The organism is Sphingomonas sp. AP4-R1, from assembly GCF_013113735.1.
GTDB lineage: Bacteria > Pseudomonadota > Alphaproteobacteria > Sphingomonadales > Sphingomonadaceae > Sphingomonas_I.
The window spans coordinates 3,952,809-3,972,169 of the sequence record NZ_CP053346.1 but is presented as its reverse complement, the minus strand read 5'-3'; the positions used below and the strand labels follow the sequence as shown (position 1 = coordinate 3,972,169).

Sequence of the window (19,361 nt, the reverse complement as noted above, 5' to 3'; positions counted from 1 at the left end):
GTCGTCCGAAACTGGAATGTCGGGCGCCGGTCGGCGCGTGGGGCCTAGAGCCGGTATCCCCTGGGGACGAGCGCCCTCGCCCCGCCCGCCACGACGACGCCGGCGAGCGCATACCAGACGGCGATGTAGAGCGGATCGTTCGCCCGGCAGCAGAAGGCGAAGGCGAAGGCCCCCCAACTGGCCGAGGCGAGCCCCACCGCCAGCGCGCTCCCGCCGATATGGGTGGGCGCGGCCCGCCGCAGGATAAAGGCGAGCAAGGCGGCCATCGGCAGCGCGAGCAGGATGATCGAGACCATGCAGCCGAGCCCGTGCAGCGGCGCGAGGCGCTCCATCACGGGCATGTCGGCCGGCATGGCGGGCTGCACCATCATGCCCGTGATCGCCGCCAGCCCGGCCAGCCCCGCGACGATCGCCAGCCCGCGCCGCGGCGTGCCGGTGGGCGTGAAGGAGCCGATCGCGGTGATCGCACTGGCCGCCACGATCAGCGCGAGACTGCCGAGCTTCCACCACATGAAAGGATGGCCGATCGCCCGCCCCATGTCGGGCCGCATCGCGCCCATCGCGAGGATCAGCACCAGTTCGATCGCGGCGAGCGCCAGCACGAGCGCCCATTCGCGCGCCACGTTGCGGCGGCGCACCGGCACCAGATTGGCGGAGAGATCCTGGATCAGGCGTTCACTCGACATCGTCATTCTTCATGATGAGCGCGGACAGCTTGGCCAGCCCGCGATGGATGTTCACCTTGACGGCGGAGACGGACTGGCCGGTTTCGCGCGAGGCTTCCTCGGTGCTGAAACCCTGCAGCTTGACCAGCGCAATCACGCGCGACTGGGCCGGGCGCAGCTCGCCGAGCAGGCTGGCGAGGACCGAGGCGCTGGCAACGGCGGCGCCATGATCGGGCACCGCGATATCGTCTTCGAGCTCCGTGAAGCGGCGATGATCGATCGCGCGCAGCTGATCGATCCACTTGTTCTTCGCGATCGCGGCCAGCCATGGCAGGAACGGGCGCGCCGGATCATAGGTATGGCGGCGGCGATGGAGCGCGAGCAACGTCTCCTGCACGGCATCGTCGACTTCGGCGGGAGGCAGGCGGCGCGCGAAATAACGCTGCAGCCACGCGGCGAGTTCGCCGAGCAGCCGGCGATAGGCGCCGCCATTGCCGTCCTGCGCCTCGGCCATCAGCCGATCCCAGCCGCCGGACACGCTGTCGGTCGGCCGGGTCTCGGCGGAGGGACGTGTCGGCATCAGGGACACGTTCGAGGGCGCGCGCGGCGGCATATCAGCATGTTCGCCCGGCGCCCGCGAAAGGTTACAGGATGAACCGGAGGATCATCCTGCCGCCGGCTCATCGACGCCCGCGATCAGGAAGAAGCGATACTCGGCGCCCTTCAGCCGATGCGCGCGCGCGGCCTGATATTCAGGGCTCTCATACCAGCCGCGCGCCGCCGCCTCGTCCGGAAAAGCCAGGATCACGGCGCCTTCCATCGGCGCGCCTTCCAGCACGTCCAGCTTTCCGTAGAAGGCCAGCGGCGTGAGCGGATGATCCCCGCGCGCGGCGCCGGCGGCCTTGCCATATTCGGCCAGCTCGGCGGGATCGGTCGTCTTCTCGCGCGTGGCAACGATATAGACGGTCATGCGGCGATCTCCTTCGGCCGGTTCGACATCGTCCCTTCTATAGAGGCGGATTTGCGCGCTGTCCCGGCGTTGCGGTGGGCAGGTGACAAGCGCGGGAGCCTGTCGCAAGACCGTCGCGACCTTCAGGACAGCGACAGACCATGACCGACACCAGCTCCGCCCCCGCCCCTGCTATCGACGCCGACACCGCTGCGGCGCTCGGCCGCCTCATCGACATCATGGCCCGATTGCGCGACCCCGAGACGGGCTGCCCGTGGGATATCGAGCAGACGTTCGCGACGATCGCGCCCTACACGATCGAGGAAGCCTATGAGGTGGCGGATGCGTGCGAAAGCGGCGATCTTCCCGCGCTGAAGGACGAATTGGGCGATCTGCTGCTGCAGGTGGTGTTCCATGCGCGCATGGCCGAGGAGCAAAGCGCGTTCGCTTTCGCCGACGTGGCGGACGCCATCTCCGCCAAGATGATCCGCCGCCATCCGCATGTGTTCGGCGATGCGCCGCGCACGGGCGGTCACGGCCAGTGGGAGACGATCAAGGCCGAGGAGCGCAAGGCCAGCCCCGCCGATCCGAGCGCGCTGGCGGGCGTGGCGACCGCTTTGCCCGCCTTGATGCGCGCCGAGAAACTCCAGAAGCGCGCCGCGCGCACCGGCTTCGACTGGCCCGATGCCGAGAGCGCGCGCGACAAGATCTTCGAGGAACTGGAGGAGATCGCGGCGGCCGAGGATGAGGCGGCGCGCGAGGACGAAGTGGGCGACCTGCTGTTCTCGGCGGTCAATTATGCGCGCAAGCTGGGCATCGATCCCGAGACGGCGCTGCGCGGCGCCAATGCCAAGTTCGAGCGGCGCTTCCGCGCGATGGAGGCGTTGGACGATGCGTTCCAGGCGCTCTCTTTGGCTGACAAGGAAGCGCTCTGGCAGAGGGTCAAGCTGGGCTGACAGCGGCCGCGAGATGCTCTTGGCCTTGAGGCGTGACGCGCACTGTGATTTCATGCGTCGGAACGTCAGGGGGCGGGTCCGATGCGCTGCAAGCTGCCGGTCTTGGTCATCGCGATAGTCCTGATCGGGTTGGCGGGCCTGCTTCTGCCGGCGAGTGGCGCGAGGGCCGCTATGTCCCCGGCCAGCCTCCTCAAGGCCTGCCCGGGGGATGTCGCCGCCCGCTACAGGGCAAGTGTCGCCAAGGGATATGAAATGCCCCTGCCGCCGCCGGCCGTCTCCGCATTATGTACCGACGTTCTGAAAAAGGCGGGCATCAGGGACAGGAATGGCCTGCAGGCGGCGATCGATGCCCGCTTCACGGAATTCGAAGGGCAGATCGTCGAGCGGCAGATCAAGGAAGCGACCGATGCCGTGCGTGAAACCGTGCCGGACATCGATCAGCTCCTGCCGGTCTGCAAGGCCGATCTTCAGAGTGTCGCCAGCCGGGCCAGCGCGGATATCGGCGGTGCGATGTTCTACACGCAAGATGCAGCCGGGACGGCCGCCATCTGCCTGCGCGTGATGGCCGACCCTGCGAATCGCCGCCAGAGCATCCGGCGCGATGCGATCCGCGCGAAGCTGGCGACGGCGCTAGAGGCCGCCATCTCGACGATGAGCAAGGAAAACCGCAAGACCTATGCCGCAGCCCTGCCGGCTACGGAAAAGAAACTGGCGGGATCGCACGTCGTCTCCTGCTCCGCATCCAACAACGACGACCGAACACCGCTGGAATATACGGAGCGATTTTCGTTGGCTGGCCGGAAAGGCGTATTGCTTGGTCCCGGAGCCGGCTCGGTATTCGCGCATATCTTCAACGCGAAGATCGAAAATACTTTGGGCGGGGCCAATGCCGATGTCGAATTGTTCGTGGACGAGGATATGAACCTGGTCGGACTCGGGGTTTCGGCGGAGGGCGGCATCGTCAACACATCGGTCTATGGTGCCGAGCAATTTCCGTTCCTATGGCGCGCCGATGGCAAAGAAATCGGCCGAACTCAGGGCTTCTTTCACAGCGGCTTGCGTAGAATCGTCGGCAGGTTCGACTTTCCCGCGGGGCAGGCCGGGCAACAGCTACGGGCCGCGTTGAAGGGCGCCCGGATCGATGTAACGATCGTGGACGCCGTGAAGCAGGACGCGGCACACACGAACGTGGTGACCTTCGCGCTCGACCCCGCCGCGATCCGCGCGACGCTGCTTCGCTTGCGGAACGTCGTCCGGAAAGAGGGTGGAACGGCATTCGACGCGATCGACTATTATGGTCGGCGCGACGACAGGATGTGCGGGCTGCAATAATCCGAAGAGGATCGGCGCCGGTTCGACGGACCTGCGGGCTGGTCAGGCCGCAGCCGCCATGCCGCTCCTGCGCCGCATCGCGCCGCCGATCGCGCCGAAACCGACGATCATCATCATCCAGCTCGCCGGCTCCGGCACGCCGTCGATCGCATTGAGCTGCGCGGTGGTGAAGCGGATCGAGGGATTGTTGAGCAGGTTGCGATTCACGGTCCAGCCGATCGCATCGAACGCGGCGAGATCGAGGCCCGTGACGGCCTGCATCTGGCCGGGCGCCGACGTGGGATCGAGAATGCCGAGCTGCGGCTCGCCCGCCGGGCTTTCCAGCCAGTGAGACGCCTGATGGGTATCCCCGTTGAAGGCGCCGAGCGAGAAATAGGCGTCGCCGAACAGGGCCGTCTGGCCGCCGTCGAGCGAGAAATATTTGGGATCGCCACTCGTCGACCAGTCGAGCACGCCCGGCGCGCTGTAGCGAAACAGATCGAGTGTGCTGGCCACCACCAGATTTTCCACCGAACCGCCAGTCGGCCCATTGGGGCTGGTGTGCGCGTCATAGGTGTCGACGCCGCTGGTGAAGCCGAGCGCGTGGCCGATTTCGTGGATGGCGACGCCGATGAAATCGTAGGCCGACGGATCAATGCCATCCATCGGATTGAAATCGAACGAGAAATCGCTGCTGAACGTGATGCTGCCATCGATCCCGCCGGCCAGGACGGGATTGCCGTTCACATCGGTGGCGATGCCCAGCGCCTTCGCATTGGCGCTCGTCATCGCCAGCGCGCTGTTGTTGACGCCGCCATCATTGTCGATCCGCGTCGCGGTGTCGACATAACCGGTCTTGGTGGCGTTCAGGGCATTGGCGGTGACGACGAGCGCATTGTTGCCCCGAACCGCGGTGCTGGCCGACAGCGGCTGGAGCCCCGCCACGGCCATCGCATCCAGCGTGCTCGTGCTGGCGGCCGCCAGCGCGCTGTAGCTCTGCGACATCGACAACAGGGTGCGGCTGCTGCTGGTGGAGCCGAGGATATTGGCGCCGAGCGCCTGGAAGCCGATGTTCAGGTTGATCGTGACGTCGTTGGTCAGGACGGAGGACCAGAAGCCCGCCGCCGCCTCGAACCCGGCGCGCGCCTGCGTGTCGATGCCGGCACCGCCCGTATCGATCAGGTTGAACGTGAGCGCCGCAGCGGGTCGACCCGCGAACAGACCCAGCACCAGCGCGATCATCGCGCGGGTTTTCAAAGACTTGGACGCCACCACACCCCCTGCCCTCATGAATGTCTTATCCGGAGATATACATTTGCGAAACAGAGGTGCGGCAGGATCGCAGGCCGGTCAAGCCGGCATGGCCGTAACGATCCGTCAATCCCTGGCGGCGGCGCTCCGGGCGCGGAAACGATCCCATTCGGCCGGCGACAGGCGCACGTCCAGCCGCATCTCTTCGGCATCCACGTCCTGCTCCAGCACCTCGCCATGCTCGTGCAGCCAGGCCAGGCTGGCGCCGTCCGCGAGCGGCAGCGTCACCTGATGGACCTCGGCCCCCGCCAGCAGATCGTCGGAGACGATGCGGCGCAGCGCCTCGACCCCTTCGCCCGTGAGCGCGGACACCGCCACGACATCGTCGCGCCGCTCGGCCTCGGCCAGCAGGCGCTCCTTTTCCTCGGGATCGAGCGCGTCGAGCTTGTTCCAGACCTCGAGGATCGGCGCGGGCGGATCGCCGCCCTCCCCGTCCCGCTCCGCCTGCGGGCCGACACCGATCTCGCCCAGCACGGCCAGCACGTCGGCGCGTTGCGCATCGCTGTCCGGGTGCGCGATGTCGCGCACGTGGAGGATCAGGTCGGCGGCGGTCACCTCTTCCAGCGTGGCGCGGAACGCGGCGACGAGCTGCGTCGGCAGATCGGAGACGAAGCCCACCGTGTCCGACAGGATCACCTTGTCGAGCCCGGGCAAGGCGATCTGGCGCATCGTGGGATCGAGCGTGGCGAACAGCAGGTTCTCCGCCATCACCTCGGCCCCCGTCAGCCGGTTGAACAAGGTGGACTTGCCCGCATTGGTGTAGCCGACCAGCGCCACGACGGGCCACGGCGCGCGCTCGCGGCGGGCGCGGTGAAGGCCGCGCGTCTTGCGGACCTGTTCCAGTTCACGGCGGAGCTTCGCCATGCGATCGCGGATCATGCGGCGGTCGGCCTCGATCTGCGTCTCGCCGGGGCCGCCGAGGAAGCCGAAGCCGCCGCGCTGACGCTCGAGGTGGGTCCAGCTGCGGACGAGGCGGCCGGCCTGATAATCGAGATGCGCGAGTTCCACCTGCAGGCGGCCTTCGGCGGTGGCGGCCCGCTCGCCGAAGATTTCGAGGATGAGCCCGGTGCGGTCGATCACCTTCGCCTCGGTCGCCTTTTCCAGATTCTGCTGCTGGACGGGCGTGAGCGCGGCATCGACCACGACCAGTTCAGCCTCCGCCATTCGTGCGGCGGTGGCGATCTGCTCCACCTGGCCCGAGCCGAACAGGGTGGCCGGCTTGGGCTGGCGCACGCGGAAGGACAGGCGATCGACCACGTCGAGCCCGATCGCGCCCGCAAGGCCCGCGGCCTCTTCCAGCCGGGCCTCGGTATCGCGCAGCACGTCGCTGCGCTCGGGCAAGGCGATGACGGCACGCGCGCCGCGCGTCACCTCGTCCACCGTCTCGCGCTGAAAGCCGCTCATGGGCTGGTCTCGATCATCATGGAGTACAAACAGACGTCATCCTGAACTGGTTTCAGGATCCATGCGAACCGGAAGCCACGAGCGGTACGCTCGACGAAACCTCGGCACATGGATCCTGAAACCAGTTCAGGATGACGAAGTGGAAACGAAACGGGAAAGCGAGGACTTATTCCTCGCCGTCATCCTCGTCATCGTCGCCGGTCATCAGGTTGAGCGGGCGCATCGGCTGCACGGTCGAGATGGCGTGCTTGTAGACGAGCTGGCTCATCCCGTCGCGGCGGAGCAGCATGCAGAACAGATCATAGGCCGCGATCTCGCCTTGCAGCATCACGCCATTGACGAGGAACATCGTCACCGGATCGGCTGACTTGCGGACGGCCGCGAGGAAGATTTCCTGCAGCAGCTGGGACTTTTTGTCCTCGAACGCCTTGTCGATCTCGGCAAGGTCCACCGGATGCGCGGGCATCACGGTCGAGATGGCGTGCTTGTAGATCAGCTGGCTCTGGCCGTCCCGCCGCAGCAGCACCGAGAAATTATCGAACCAGGTGATGATGCCCTGAAGCTTCACACCCTTCACCAGGAACATCGTCACCGGCGTCTTGGACTTGCGAAGCGTATTCAGGAACACGTCCTGAAGATTGTTGACCTTGTCGGCCATGGTCCGGTTCTCCGGTCTTGGCGGGTCGTGGCCCGCTAGGCGCCCTTCATGGGAGTCATGCGCCCCGCCGGCTGCGGGACGGGCGGGAATGTATTCGTTTTGCAGCGCAGCACAAGAGCGCAACGTGAACGATTGTTACCCCCGCGCTGTTTCAAACGTGCGAATGTCACTCATCCTCGGACCGGGGATCGGCCAGACCGAGCGTCTTCAGCTTGCGGTGCAGCGCCGATCTTTCCATGCCGATGAAGGTGGCGGTGCGGCTGATATTGCCCGAGAAACGGCGGATCTGGACGCGCAGATATTCGCGCTCGAACGTCTCGCGCGCCTCGCGCAGCGGCGTGCCCATGATCGATCGGGCGGCGCTGCCCGACACGAGTTCGCTCTGCCCGCTCGTCACTTCGGGCGGGAGCATGTCGGCCTCGATCGTCGCTAGCCTGTCGCCGGGCGCGAGGATGATCGTCCGCTCGATCACGTTGCGGAGCTGGCGGACATTGCCCGGCCAGTCATAGGCCTGCAGCGCGGCGAGCGCCTCCGCCCCCAGCACCGGCGTCGCCACGCGACGCTCGGCGGCGAAGCGCGCGACGAAGCGTTCGGCCAGCGGCGGCACGTCCTCGCGCCGTTCGCCCAGAGGCGAGAGATGCACGGGCACGACGTTGAGCCGGTAATAGAGATCCTCGCGGAAGCGCCCGGCGGCAATCTCTTCCGACAGATCGCGCGCGGTGGCGGAGACGACGCGCACATCCACCTTCACGGTGCGCGTGCCGCCGACGCGGCTGAAGCTCTGATCGGTCAGCACGCGCAGGATGCGGGCCTGCGTCGTGAGCGGCATGTCCGCAATCTCGTCGAGGAAGAGCGTGCCGCCATGCGCGGCCTCCAGCAGGCCGGGGCGGACGAGTTCGCCGCCCTCCTCCACGCCGAACAATTCCTCCTCGACGCGATCCGGCGTCATGCGCGCGGCGGCCACGACGACGAACGAGGCCGAGGCGCGCGAGCTCCAGTCGTGCAGCAGGCGCGCGGCGACTTCCTTGCCGACGCCGGCCGGGCCGGTGATCAGCACGCGGCTGCCGGTGGCGGCGACGCGCTTCAGCGTGGCGCGCACCGAATTGATCGCGCTGGAGGTGCCGGTCAGTTCCGCCTCCTCGCCGAAACGCTCCTTCAGCGAGGCGTTCTCGCGGCGCAGGCGGTCCGTCTCGGTCGCGCGCGCGACCAGATGGAGCAGGCGTTCGCTCTCGAACGGCTTCTCGATGAAGTCGATCGCGCCCTGCCGGACGGCGGCGACCGCCGTATCCAGCGTGCCGTGGCCGGAGACGACGATCACGGGCAGCGAGGGATCGCGCCGCTTGATCTCGGCCAGCAGTTCCAGCCCGTCGAGGCGCGAGCCCTGCAGCCACACATCGAGCAAGGCGAGGCTCGGACGCCGCTCGGCGATGGCGGCCAGCGCCGCATCGGCATTGGCTGCCGTGCGGGTCTGATAGCCTTCATCCTCGAGGACGCCGGCCACCAGCTCGCGGATGTCGGCTTCGTCGTCGACGACGAGAATATCGAGGGCCATAGGCTCAGATCGCTCCGAAAGAGAAAGTCATTCTGCCGCGATCCGTCGCTCGGCCGGCGGAGCCCCCTCACCGCCGGCGAGCGGCGCGAGCGCCGCGGGATCGAGGATCAGGCGCACCACGGCGCCTCCACCCTCACGGTCGGCGAAGCTCATCTGCCCCAGATGATCCTCGACGATTTTCTCGACGATCGCGAGGCCGAGCCCCGTGCCCTTGGCCCGCGTCGTCATATAGGGTTCGGTGATGCGCTCGCGCTCGGCGGGCAGGCCGACGCCATTGTCCGCCACCGTCAGCGACAGGCGTCCTTCGGCCGTCCAGCCCATCGCCAGCCAGATCTGGCCGCCGGGCTCGTCGCCCAGCCGCCCTTCGATCGCCTCCACCCCGTTCTTCACGATGTTGGTGAAGGCCTGCCCCAGCTGGCGCCGGTCGCAGACGATCAGCGGGCCGGGATGCGGCGCATCGAACGAGAAGGTGACGTGAGGATTGGCGACCTCGGCGAGCAGCAACGTCTCACGCACGATCTCGACGATCGGTTCCTCGGCGAAGCTCGGCTTCGGCATGCGCGCGAACCCGGAGAATTCGTCGATCATGCGGCGGATATCGCCCACCTGACGCACGATCGTGGAGACGAGGCGCTCGAACGTGCCCGTCTCGTCGACGATGTCGCGGCCATAACGACGCTGGAGACGCTCGGCGGCGAGCTGGATCGGGGTCAGCGGATTCTTGATCTCGTGCGCGATCCGGCGCGCGACATCGGCCCAGGCGGCGCGACGCTGGTCCGAAAGCTGCTGGGTGATGTCGTCGAAGGTGAGAACATGCGGCGATTCCGGGCCCGCGCCCGCCCGGCCGATCGTCACGGCCAGCGTGCGGACCTCGCCGCCCGCCGCCAGCTGGATCACCGCTTCGCGCTGGGACGATTCCATCAGCGCCGCCAGCTCCGGAGCGATATCGGCGAGGCGCGCGCCAATCGGATCGCGGCCTTCCGCATGCAGCAGGCGATTGGCCGAAGGGTTGATGATCGTCACCAGCCCTTCCGCATTCACCGCGATCACGCCCGCCGACACGCCCGACAGCACGGCCTCCGTCAGCGCACGGCGATTTTCGAGCGCGCCCGTCTGCTCCTGCAGGCGACGGGTCATGCGGTTGAAGGCGGCGGCGAGCGTGCCGACCTCGTCATGACTGGCGCTGGAGGCCACGCGCGCGGACAGATCGCCGCCCGCCACCCGGCGCGCGGCCCCCACCAGATCGCCGATCGGACGGACGAGGCGATCCGCGACCGCCAGCGCCACCCAGATCGCGATCGCGACGATCAGCAGCGATCCGGCGAACAAGGCGAGATTGAAGCGGAACTGCCACGTGCGCGAGCGATCGAGCAATTGCGTATAATCGTTGATCGCGCTGTTGGCGCGGCCCGCCTGCGCCAGCACCAGCGGATCGGCGTTGCGCGCCACCCACAGATAGGTGCCGGTATTCTTGTCGAAGCGCAGCACCGACTCCAGCCGATCGCGCAGCACGCGGGTATGCGGCTGATCGTCGGCGAGGCTGGGCAGGATGGCGGGTGAGAGGCGCTGCTCCAGCGCGCGTTTGTCGAGGTTCGCGCCCCAGATCAACTGCTCGCTGCCGTCCTTGGCGACGCGGATCATCGCCGCCTGATCCAGCAGACGATAGAAGACCTGGCTCGCGAAATAACTGTCCCAGCGCGGATCGTCCGGCCGCGCATCGTTCAGCGCGCGGAGAATATCGCCGGCCATCGCGGCATTGTCGTCCGCCAGCCGCTTGCTGTGTTCGTTCACATAGGTCTGGGCGACCTTGTCGGCATTCTGGAGGACGACGCGCGCGCGATCCGAAAACCAGAATTGCACGCCATATTGAAACAGCAGCGACGCGAAGATCACCACCAGCAGGGTCGGCAGTGCGGCGATGGCCGAAAAGAGCGCGACGAGGCGGACATGGAGCTGGCCGCGCCCACCGAGCGGAGAACGCTCGGCGCGGGCGCGCGCGATCCGGCGCGCGAGCAGCACGAGCAGGCCCATGGCGGGCACCAAAGTTCCCACCAGCAGCAGCGCCACCACCACCGGGGTCAGCAGCTTCTGCGGCGCGCCGGCATGGTTGAGCGTGGCATAGGCCACGCCCATCATGGCGAGGACCAGAAGCAGGGTGCCGAGTTCGTATACGAGGCCCGCCTGCGGACCCCGCATCCATAGCGCCAGCCGACGGCGCCAGCGCGGGGCGCTCGTGCCGAACCGCTGGCCGAACTGCGGGGCGGACGCCTTCATAGTGGCTTCGATACCACAGGCGCGTTGCGTGGCAAACACAGCCCGCCGCAGGGACGCACGGTTCGTCGCAATGTTTACGGCGTGGCAAGCGCGGGGTGCCCCTCCCGCGTCGGGAAAAGCCCGGCCGGCGATCAACCGGCCGGGCGAACCATCAGGCGAAGCGGACGGACACGCGACGACGGCGCATCGCGGCGCCGACCAGGCCGAAGCCACCGATCATCATCGCCCAGCTGGCCGGTTCCGGCACGGCGCTGGCGCCTTCGTTGAAGCCGGTCACGAGGCCGCGGTTCGAGTCATAGGGATAAGCCGAATAGCGCATGTTGGTGATGCCGTTGTTGATGTCGGCATCGAAATAGGCCGTCCCGTCCGATGACAGGCCCGGATTGTAGATGGTCAGCAGCAGATTGCCGGCGGCCGGATCATAATTGAACGCGGTCGAAAGGTTGATCTGCAGCTTGCCGTCCACGATCGAGCCCAGCGTGCCCTCATAGTCCTGCGTGTAGGCCGGATCGGTCCACGGAACGGTCGTGCTCGTATCGAACGTCGGGATCGCGGCGGTCGAGGTCGACAGGGAGAAGCGATAGGTGCCGCTGTTGGCGGTGCCGTTCGGCGTTGAGCTGTAGAAGGTCAGATTCTGGATCGTCGTGGCGGACGAGAAGCTCGCGGCGCTGTAGATCTGCTGGTAATAATAGCCGCCCAGATAGGCGTTCGGGCCAAACGGAAAGGCGCTGCTGGTATCCGCGACGCCCACCACGGTGGCGGCCGCCGGCATGGCAAGGCCCGTGGCAACGGAAAGCAGCAGAGCTGCGACGATCTTCTTCATATCCACCCCTGAAACAACGAACGGGGCGCCGGTACGGGACCGGCGCAGCGATCCCCGGATCGCCGCCGACGGGGGCTAGTGCCGTTGTGCGGCAGAAACTTTACAGTTTGTTAAGAAGCATTGCTCGGCGGAGTCGTCATTCGGGGCGCCGGACGGCGGGGCCGACCCCGAGGTCGGTCAGCTTCTTGCGCAGCGTATTGCGGTTGAGCCCAAGCAGCTTGGCGGCCTTCAGCTGATTGCCGCGCACAGCGGCCAGCACGAGCCGGAGCAGAGGCCGCTCCACTTCGGCCAGCACGCGATCGTAGAGCCCGTCCGGCGGCAGAGCGTTGCCATAGCTGGCGAGGTGGCGCGCGATATGATGCTCGATCGCCTCGGCCAGATTGCCCGCCTCGGCCAGTTGCGCGACGCTCCCCTGCCCCTCCGCCAGTTGCTGCTCCACCAGCGCCGCCCCGATCACGGGATCGCGGCTGAGCGCGGCGAGGCGGCGCATCAGATTTTCCAGTTCGCGGACGTTGCCGGGCCAGACATGACGTTCGAGCCGGAGCGCGGCGGCATCGTCCAGCGATTTGCGCGGCAGGCCGCTCGCCGCCGCACGATCGAGGAAGTAGCGCGCGAGCAGGGCGACATCCCCGCCGCGCTCGCGCAGCGGCGGCAGGCGGACGGGCACGACGTTCAGCCGGTAATAGAGATCCTCGCGGAACGATCCTTCCGCGATCAGGCGCGGCAGATCCTGATGCGTGGCCGAGATGATGCGGACATCGGCCTTGATCGCGCGGGCCGAGCCGACCGGCGTGAACTCGCCCGATTGCAGCACGCGCAGCAGGCGGGTCTGCGCTTCGATCGGCATGTCCCCGATCTCGTCGAGGAACAAAGTGCCGCGCTGGGCCTGTTCGAACCGGCCGACATTGCGCTGGGCGGCGCCGGTGAAGGCACCGCGCTCATGCCCGAACAACTCGCTCTCGATCAGTTCGCGCGGGATCGCGGCCATGTTGACCGGCACGAACGGCGCGTCCTTGCGCGCGCCGAAATCGTGGATGGCGCGCGAAACCAGTTCCTTGCCGGTGCCGGATTCGCCGAGGATCAGCACGGTCAGGTCATTCGAGACCACGCGCGCGATCGTCCGATAGACTTCCTGCATCGCGGAGGAACGGCCGATCAGCGGCAGATCCTCGCCCGCCTGCTCCTCGATCGGGTCGCCGGTGCTCGGCGTCGCGCTCAGCGCATCGGCCACGGTGCGCGCCAGTTCGCCGAGATCGAACGGCTTGGGAAGGTAATCGAAGGCGCCCTGCTCGTTCGCGCGCAGGGCGGTGGTGAAGGTATTCTGCGCCGACAGCACGATCACGGGCAGGCCCGGCTGGCTGATGCGCAGATCCGCGACCGCATCCAGCCCGTTGCCGTCGGGCAGCACCACGTCCGTCACCAGCACGTCGGGCCGAAAATGGGCGAAGGCACGCTTCTGCTCGGCGAGGCTGCCCGCCACCTCCACGACATGGCCGGCGCGGCGCAGCGCTTCCCGCACGACGGTCCGGATCGCGGCATCGTCGTCGGTGACGAGGATGCGCCCCGCGCGCGGCGCGTTCAATTCCGGCGCTCCGCACGGGGAAGCATCAAGCGGAACACGGTCCGTTCGGGACGGCCCTCGCGCGCATATTCCACCATGCCGCCCTGATCGACGATCAGCTTCTGCACCAGCGCCAGGCCGAGACCGCGCCCGGTGGGCTTCGACGTCACGAACGGATCGAACAGATGTTCGGCGATGTCGTGCGGGGGGCCGGGGCCGTCGTCGACCACGCACACCTCGATCGGCAGCGCGCGGCGGCCATAGCCGTCTTCGGTCAGCATCCGGATGCCGTGGCGATAGGCGGTAGTGAGCGTGATAGTTCCCCCCAATGGACCAAGAGCTTCGGATGCATTCTTGATAAGATTTATGAGAACCTGCACCAGTGAATCCCGATGCCCCAGGACGGACGGCAGCGAGGGATCATAAATCTCGCGGACCTGGATCGTCGGATGCATGCCGCGCACCGCGACGGCGCGCGCATGTTCGAGGATGGCGTGGATATTCTGCGGCCCGCAATCCAGCGGGCGCGTATCCGTGAAATTCTCCATCCGATCGATCAGCGCGGCGACACGGTCCACCTCCTCGCGGATCAGCCGCGTGAGCGGGCGGGCGTCGGCCTCGACACTATGCTCCAGCAATTGCGCCGCGCCGCTGATGCCGGACAGCGGATTCTTGATCTCGTGCGCGAGCATCGCGGCGGCACCGGCGGCGGTGCGGCTGCCCCCTTCCCGCCCGCTGCGCCGTGCGATCGGTCCGGCGGCAGGGTGCGGATGGAGCGTCACGATCCGCCAGCCCGGCCGCTCGGGCCAGGGCGCCACCAGCAGATCGGCCTGCAGGCGCCCCCCGGGAAACAGGATTTCCTGATCATAGGCCGTCACCACCGTCTCGTTCGGCAGCGAGTTCAGCGAATGGCCGATCACGTCCAGCACCGTCCGGCCCACGACGGCGACACGCGACAGATTGAGGAGCGATTCGACCGCGCCGTTGATCTCCTGGATCACCCCCTCGGCATCGATCGCGATCACGGGCGTCGGCAACGCCGCGAGCAATTCTTCCGAAGGCGCGGGCCTGCGCCGATCGGCACCCGGCCGACCGAAGACAGCGCTCAGGCCGCCGCGCGCTGGGTCCACGGAGCGTAGAATTCGGCGAGCATGGCGAGCACGGTCGCGGGATCGGGCACCTGGTTCACGCGGTTACGGAATTCGGCCGATCCGGTCAGGCCCTTCGTGTACCAGCCGAGATGCTTGCGCGCCATGTTGACGCCCACATCCTTGCCGTACAGCTCCTGCATCGCCTCATAATGGCCGACGATCAGCCGATATTGCTGATCGAGCGAGGGATCGGGACGCTCCTGACCCGTTTCCAGCCAGTGCATCACCTGCGCGAGCAGCCACGGGCGGCCATAGCTGCCACGGCCGATCATCAGGCCATCGGCGCCGGACAGTTCCAGCGCGCGATCGGCATCCTCGATCCCGCAAATGTCGCCATTGACGATCACGGGGATCGAGACGGCGTCCTTCACCTTGCGGACGAACGCCCAGTCGGCATTGCCCTTGTACATCTGGCAGCGGGTGCGGCCGTGGACGGTGATCATCTGCACGCCGAGATCCTCGGCCATGCGCGCGAATTCGGGCGCGTTGAGGCTCTGATGATCCCAGCCCATCCGCATCTTGAGCGTGACCGGCACGTCGACCGCCTTCACGCACGCCTCGATGATCGAGCGGGCCAGATCCGGCACGCGCATCAGCGCCGAGCCAGCATCGCCGTTCACGACCTTGCGGACCGGGCAGCCCATGTTGATGTCGACGATCGCGGCGCCCTTGTCGGCCGAGAGCTTCGCCGCTTCGCCCATCTCGTAAGGCGTGCAGCCGACGAGCTGCATCGAGACCGGCTCCTCGATCGCATCCCACATCGCCTTCTGGAGCGACTGGCGCGTCTCGCGGATCGCGGCCTGGCTGGCGATCATCTCGGTTACGTTGAGGCCCGAGCCGAAGCTGCGGACGATCCGGCGGAACGGAAGATCCGACACGCCCGTCATCGGCGCCAGGATCACTGGCGTTTCGATGCGGACATTCCCGATCTGGATAGGCTTGAGGCGCGACACAATTCGACTCTGCATCATTTCTGCTGCCCAAAAAAGAGGCACGTGACCATAAATCGTGCTGGTGTGGCGGATATGCGGCAGCAATCGACCATTCTCTTTCGGCGCGGACCGCGATAGGGGCGGCGAAATGGCCGACCATGTCACCGCCCTGATCGTCGCCGCGGGCCAGGGCACCCGCTCTGGCGCAGGCGCCCCCAAGCAATATCGGATGCTCGCCGGCAAGACCGTGCTCGCCCACGCGATCGATGCGCTGGCGGCGCATCCTCGCGTGGACGCGGTGCAGGTCGTGATCGGTGCCGGCCAGGAAGAGGCCTATGCCGAGGCGATCGGCGGGCGCGACCTGCCTCCCCCCGTGATCGGCGGCGCGACGCGGCGCGACTCCGTGGCCAACGGGCTGGCCGCGATCGGCGACGGCCGCGTGCTGATCCACGATGCGGCGCGGCCGTTCCTGCCCGCCGAGGTGGTCGACCGATTGCTGGCGGCGCTGGACGATCATGAAGGCGCCCTCCCCGTTCTTCCCGTGGCGGACACGATCGTGCGCGTCGATACGGACAGGGCCGGCGATGTCGTGCCGCGCGAGGCGCTCCGCCGGGTCCAGACCCCGCAAGCCTTTCGCCTCGACGTGATCCGCGCGGCGCATGCCGCCTGGCCCACGGATCGCGAGGCGACCGACGATGCCCAGATGATACGTGCGATCGGCCGGACGGTGGCGATCGTGGAAGGATCGGCCATGCTCGAAAAACTCACTTTCCCCTCCGATTTCGCCGCGGCCGAACAGAGGCTGGGCGCAAACCTCGTCTCACGCACCGGCATGGGGTTCGACGTCCACAGCTTCGCCGAGGGCGATGGCGTCTGGCTCGGCGGGATCCTGATCCCCCATTCGCGCGGGCTGGCCGGGCATTCGGATGCGGACGTGGCGCTGCACGCGCTGACGGACGCCCTGCTCGGCACGATCGGCGCGGGCGACATCGGCACGCACTTCCCACCATCCGATCCGCAATGGCGGGGGGCGGCCTCGTGGCGCTTCCTCGATCATGCGCGCAAGCTGATCGTGGAGGCTGGCGGGCGGATCGATCATGTCGATGTGACGCTTATCTGCGAGGAACCGAAGGTCGGCCCGTATCGTCCTGCCATCCGGACCCGTATCGCGGAGATCCTGGGCATCGGGGAGGGGAACGTGAGCGTGAAGGCGACGACGACCGAAAGGCTGGGCTTCACCGGCCGCCGCGAAGGTATCGCCGCGCAGGCCGTGGCGACCGTGCGCGTGCCCGAAAGCGATGCGGCATGAAGCGACTCGCGCTTGCGCTGGCGGCGTTCGCGCTGCCCTCCGCCGTCTCCGCGCAGACGTTGCGCTGCATCCAGCAGGATCAGGCCGCCGCGTTGGTGACGTTCGCGCTGCCCTCGCTGGTGCAGGGTCTCGCCCAGCGCTGCGGGCCGGAGCTGCGGAGCAATTCCTATTTGATGGCGAATGCGGGTGCGCTGGCCGATCGCTACCGCCCCGACGCGGCGGCGGCGTGGCCGGCCGCGCGCACGGCCATCGCCGGCATCTTCACCCAGTTTCTGGGGCAGGAGATGCCGCCGGAGATGAACAGCGATCTGGTCCGCCAGCTGGCCGAGCCGCTGCTGGGCAATCTGCTCGCCAAGCGGATCAGCACCACGGATTGCGTCGCGGCCGACAGCGCCATATCGGCGGCGGCCGTGCTGCCGGGGCGCAATGTGGGGCGGCTCGCGATCGTGGCGATCATGCTGGCCGATAGAAAAGACAAGGGGATAGCGGGCGTGCTTCACATCTGCAGGCCGGAGATCCGGCCGTGAGCGATTCGATCCTGCCGACCGAACTGGTGGATCTCGCCCGCCGCGTGATCGAGGAGAATCGCGCGGCCGGGCGCCGTATCGCCGTCGCCGAAAGCTGCACCGGCGGACTCGTCAGCGCGGCACTCACCGAGATACCGGGATCGTCGGACGTGTTCGTGGCGGGCATCGTCACCTATGCCGACGAGGCCAAGATGGCTTTGCTGTCGGTGGCGCGCGACGTGATCGAGACGTTCGGCGCGGTCAGCCTCGCCACCGCCTGGGCGATGGCGAACGGGGCGATGGAGAAGACCGGCGCCGATCTGGCCGTATCGATCACCGGCATTGCGGGGCCGACGGGCGGCAGCGAGCGCAAGCCGGTGGGAACGGTCGTCTTCGCGCGATCGATCGCGGGCGAAAATCCGGAGAAGGCGAAGGTCGATCAGCGCGCGTTCGGCGATCTCGGCCGATCGGGCATCCGCTTTCAGGCGGCGCTGTGCGCGCTGGAACTGATGCTGCCGGAACCCGCGTCGCTGGTGCTTCCGTAAAGCACGGCGGCGCGCTCCTCGAACGCGCCGATCATCCTGCGGAGCGCGCGATCGAACACCTGCCCCGCCAGCGCCTCGAACATGCGGCTGCGGAAGGCGAAATCCACCGAGAAATCGACGAGGCAGCCGCCCTTCCCGTCCGGCCGGAACGTCCAGTCGTTGGTCAGGTAAGCGAGCGGGCCTTCCAGATAATCGACATGGACGCGGTGCGGCCGTTCCTTCGTGACGCGTGACGTGAACTTCTCGCGCAGCGCCTTGAAGCCGACCAGCAGGTCCGCGACCATCTCCGTCTCATTGTCGGACTTCACGCGCACGCCGACCACCCAGGGCAGGAATTCGGCATAGCGGCCGACATCGGCGACCAGATCGAACATCTGCTCGGGCGTGTAGGGCAGCGCGCGTGTTTCGGAATGTTTGGGCAAAGCTAGATCCTCCCCTTCCCCACGCCGGGCGTGGGGAAGAGCATCAGGCGCGAACCTTCGCCAGCTGCGCGTCGCGCGCGGCCTTCATCTTCGCGAAATCGTCGCCGGCATGATAGCTGGACCGCGTCAGCGGGCTCGCCGCGACGAGCAGGAAGCCCTTGGCGCGCGCGATGGCGGCATAGGCGTCGAACGCCTTGGGCGTCGTGAATTCCTGCACCTTCGCATGCTTGGGCGTGGGCTGGAGATACTGGCCCATCGTCAGGAAATCGATTCCCGCCGAGCGCATGTCGTCCATCACCTGATGGACCTCCAGGCGCTCCTCGCCGAGGCCCGTCATCAGGCCGGATTTGGTGAAGATCGAGGGATCGAGCTTCTTCACATGCTCCAGCAGGCGCAGCGACGCATAATAACGCGCGCCGGGCCGGATCGTGGGATAGAGCCGGGGGACGGTTTCCAGATTGTGGTTGTACACGTCCGGCCGCGCGGCGACGATCGCCTCGACGGCGGCCTCGGCCTTGTTGCGGAAGTCCGGCGTCAGGATCTCGATCGTGGTGGCGGGCGCGGCCTTCCGGATCGCCTCGATCACCTTCACGAACTGCGAAGCGCCGCCATCCTTCAGATCGTCACGGTCGACCGACGTGATCACGATATGCTCGAGGCCCAGTTCGCCCGCCGCATCCGCCACATGCTGCGGCTCCAGCGGATCGACCGGACGGGGCATGCCCGTCTTCACGTTGCAGAAGGCGCAGGCGCGCGTGCAGACGTCGCCCAGGATCATCACGGTCGCGTGCTTCTTCGTCCAGCACTCGCCGATGTTTGGACAGGCCGCTTCCTCGCAGACCGTGTTCAGGTTCAGACGGCGCATCATCGCGCGCGTGTCGGAGAAGCCCTTGCTGGTGGGCGCTTTCACCCGGATCCAGTCCGGCTTGCGGGTGCGGATGGAGGGGGTGGTGGGAAGCGGCTCGGTCATGTCCGCCAGATAGCGATGTCTGCCCGCGCTTGCCACCCCCACGACGCGCGTTCTACGCTTGC

The 19,361-nt window shown here is 67.3% G+C and carries 19 protein-coding genes; 5 read left to right on the top strand and 14 right to left on the bottom strand.

Annotated elements, in window-relative coordinates:
* Positions 1 to 44: 44 nt before the first annotated feature.
* The 3 genes from HL653_RS18115 to HL653_RS18105 form a co-directional block, all read right to left on the bottom strand.
* Positions 45 to 686 (bottom strand): NrsF family protein, encoded by a 642-nt coding sequence (locus tag HL653_RS18115; protein ID WP_171745748.1) that lies wholly within the window; start codon positions 684 to 686, stop codon positions 45 to 47.
* Positions 676 to 1,179: a sigma-70 family RNA polymerase sigma factor gene (locus HL653_RS18110; RefSeq protein ID WP_171747090.1), complete on the bottom strand. Its 504-nt coding sequence runs from the start codon at positions 1,177 to 1,179 to the stop codon at positions 676 to 678. Before HL653_RS18110 ends, HL653_RS18115 begins: the two co-directional genes overlap by 11 nt.
* Before the next feature lie 150 nt (positions 1,180 to 1,329).
* Positions 1,330 to 1,635 (bottom strand): DUF1330 domain-containing protein, encoded by a 306-nt coding sequence (locus HL653_RS18105; protein WP_171745747.1) that lies wholly within the window; start codon positions 1,633 to 1,635, stop codon positions 1,330 to 1,332.
* A 218-nt stretch (positions 1,636 to 1,853) separates the two neighbouring features.
* Between HL653_RS18105 and mazG the strand changes: the two genes are divergently transcribed.
* Positions 1,854 to 2,570 carry a nucleoside triphosphate pyrophosphohydrolase gene (gene mazG, locus HL653_RS18100; RefSeq protein ID WP_253718140.1) on the top strand — a complete coding sequence of 239 codons (717 nt, stop codon included), beginning with the start codon at positions 1,854 to 1,856 and terminating at the stop codon, positions 2,568 to 2,570.
* 81 nt (positions 2,571 to 2,651) lie between these two features.
* Positions 2,652 to 3,902: a hypothetical protein gene (locus tag HL653_RS18095; RefSeq protein ID WP_171745745.1), complete on the top strand. Its 1,251-nt coding sequence runs from the start codon at positions 2,652 to 2,654 to the stop codon at positions 3,900 to 3,902.
* A gap of 42 nt (positions 3,903 to 3,944) precedes the next feature.
* On the opposite strand, the gene HL653_RS18090 is transcribed toward HL653_RS18095, so the two are convergent.
* From HL653_RS18090 to dusB, 9 genes are all read right to left on the bottom strand, one after another.
* Positions 3,945 to 5,153, bottom strand: coding sequence for an NF038122 family metalloprotease (locus HL653_RS18090; protein WP_253717025.1), 1,209 nt, complete (start codon positions 5,151 to 5,153; stop codon positions 3,945 to 3,947).
* 105 nt (positions 5,154 to 5,258) lie between these two features.
* Positions 5,259 to 6,596 carry a GTPase HflX gene (gene hflX / locus HL653_RS18085; protein WP_171745744.1) on the bottom strand — a complete coding sequence of 446 codons (1,338 nt, stop codon included), beginning with the start codon at positions 6,594 to 6,596 and terminating at the stop codon, positions 5,259 to 5,261.
* Positions 6,597 to 6,762: 166 nt separating this feature from the next.
* Positions 6,763 to 7,254: an RNA chaperone Hfq gene (hfq, locus tag HL653_RS18080; RefSeq protein WP_171745743.1), complete on the bottom strand. Its 492-nt coding sequence runs from the start codon at positions 7,252 to 7,254 to the stop codon at positions 6,763 to 6,765.
* A gap of 166 nt (positions 7,255 to 7,420) precedes the next feature.
* Positions 7,421 to 8,806 (bottom strand): sigma-54 dependent transcriptional regulator, encoded by a 1,386-nt coding sequence (locus HL653_RS18075; protein WP_171745742.1) that lies wholly within the window; start codon positions 8,804 to 8,806, stop codon positions 7,421 to 7,423.
* Positions 8,807 to 8,833: 27 nt separating this feature from the next.
* Complete coding sequence (locus HL653_RS18070) at positions 8,834 to 11,080, bottom strand: ATP-binding protein (RefSeq protein WP_171745741.1); 2,247 nt, start codon at positions 11,078 to 11,080, stop codon at positions 8,834 to 8,836.
* 151 nt (positions 11,081 to 11,231) lie between these two features.
* Positions 11,232 to 11,903 (bottom strand): PEPxxWA-CTERM sorting domain-containing protein, encoded by a 672-nt coding sequence (locus HL653_RS24330; protein WP_253717023.1) that lies wholly within the window; start codon positions 11,901 to 11,903, stop codon positions 11,232 to 11,234.
* Between the two features lie 136 nt (positions 11,904 to 12,039).
* The gene (ntrC, locus tag HL653_RS18060) at positions 12,040 to 13,485 is read right to left on the bottom strand and encodes a nitrogen regulation protein NR(I) (protein WP_171745740.1); all 1,446 of its coding nucleotides are present in this window, start codon (positions 13,483 to 13,485) and stop codon (positions 12,040 to 12,042) included.
* Positions 13,482 to 14,594: a nitrogen regulation protein NR(II) gene (locus HL653_RS18055; protein WP_253717021.1), complete on the bottom strand. Its 1,113-nt coding sequence runs from the start codon at positions 14,592 to 14,594 to the stop codon at positions 13,482 to 13,484. The genes ntrC and HL653_RS18055 overlap by 4 nt, the downstream gene beginning before the upstream one ends.
* Positions 14,570 to 15,583, bottom strand: coding sequence for a tRNA dihydrouridine synthase DusB (gene dusB, locus HL653_RS18050; RefSeq protein ID WP_171747087.1), 1,014 nt, complete (start codon positions 15,581 to 15,583; stop codon positions 14,570 to 14,572). The genes HL653_RS18055 and dusB overlap by 25 nt, the downstream gene beginning before the upstream one ends.
* A gap of 112 nt (positions 15,584 to 15,695) precedes the next feature.
* Between dusB and HL653_RS18045 the strand changes: the two genes are divergently transcribed.
* The 3 genes from HL653_RS18045 to HL653_RS18035 are packed head-to-tail and all read left to right on the top strand — an operon-like array spanning position 15,696 to position 17,907.
* Entirely contained in the window at positions 15,696 to 16,856 is a 1,161-nt protein-coding gene (locus HL653_RS18045) for a bifunctional 2-C-methyl-D-erythritol 4-phosphate cytidylyltransferase/2-C-methyl-D-erythritol 2,4-cyclodiphosphate synthase (protein ID WP_171745739.1), read from the top strand.
* The gene (locus HL653_RS18040) at positions 16,853 to 17,383 is read left to right on the top strand and encodes a hypothetical protein (protein WP_171745738.1); all 531 of its coding nucleotides are present in this window, start codon (positions 16,853 to 16,855) and stop codon (positions 17,381 to 17,383) included. Before HL653_RS18045 ends, HL653_RS18040 begins: the two co-directional genes overlap by 4 nt.
* Complete coding sequence (locus HL653_RS18035; RefSeq protein ID WP_171745737.1) at positions 17,380 to 17,907, top strand: CinA family protein; 528 nt, start codon at positions 17,380 to 17,382, stop codon at positions 17,905 to 17,907. The genes HL653_RS18040 and HL653_RS18035 overlap by 4 nt, the downstream gene beginning before the upstream one ends.
* On the opposite strand, the gene HL653_RS18030 is transcribed toward HL653_RS18035, so the two are convergent.
* Positions 17,844 to 18,329, bottom strand: coding sequence for a type II toxin-antitoxin system RatA family toxin (locus tag HL653_RS18030; RefSeq protein WP_171745736.1), 486 nt, complete (start codon positions 18,327 to 18,329; stop codon positions 17,844 to 17,846). The genes HL653_RS18035 and HL653_RS18030 overlap by 64 nt on opposite strands.
* Positions 18,330 to 18,372: 43 nt before the next feature.
* Positions 18,373 to 19,299 carry a lipoyl synthase gene (lipA, locus tag HL653_RS18025; RefSeq protein ID WP_171747086.1) on the bottom strand — a complete coding sequence of 309 codons (927 nt, stop codon included), beginning with the start codon at positions 19,297 to 19,299 and terminating at the stop codon, positions 18,373 to 18,375.
* Positions 19,300 to 19,361 lie beyond the last annotated feature (62 nt).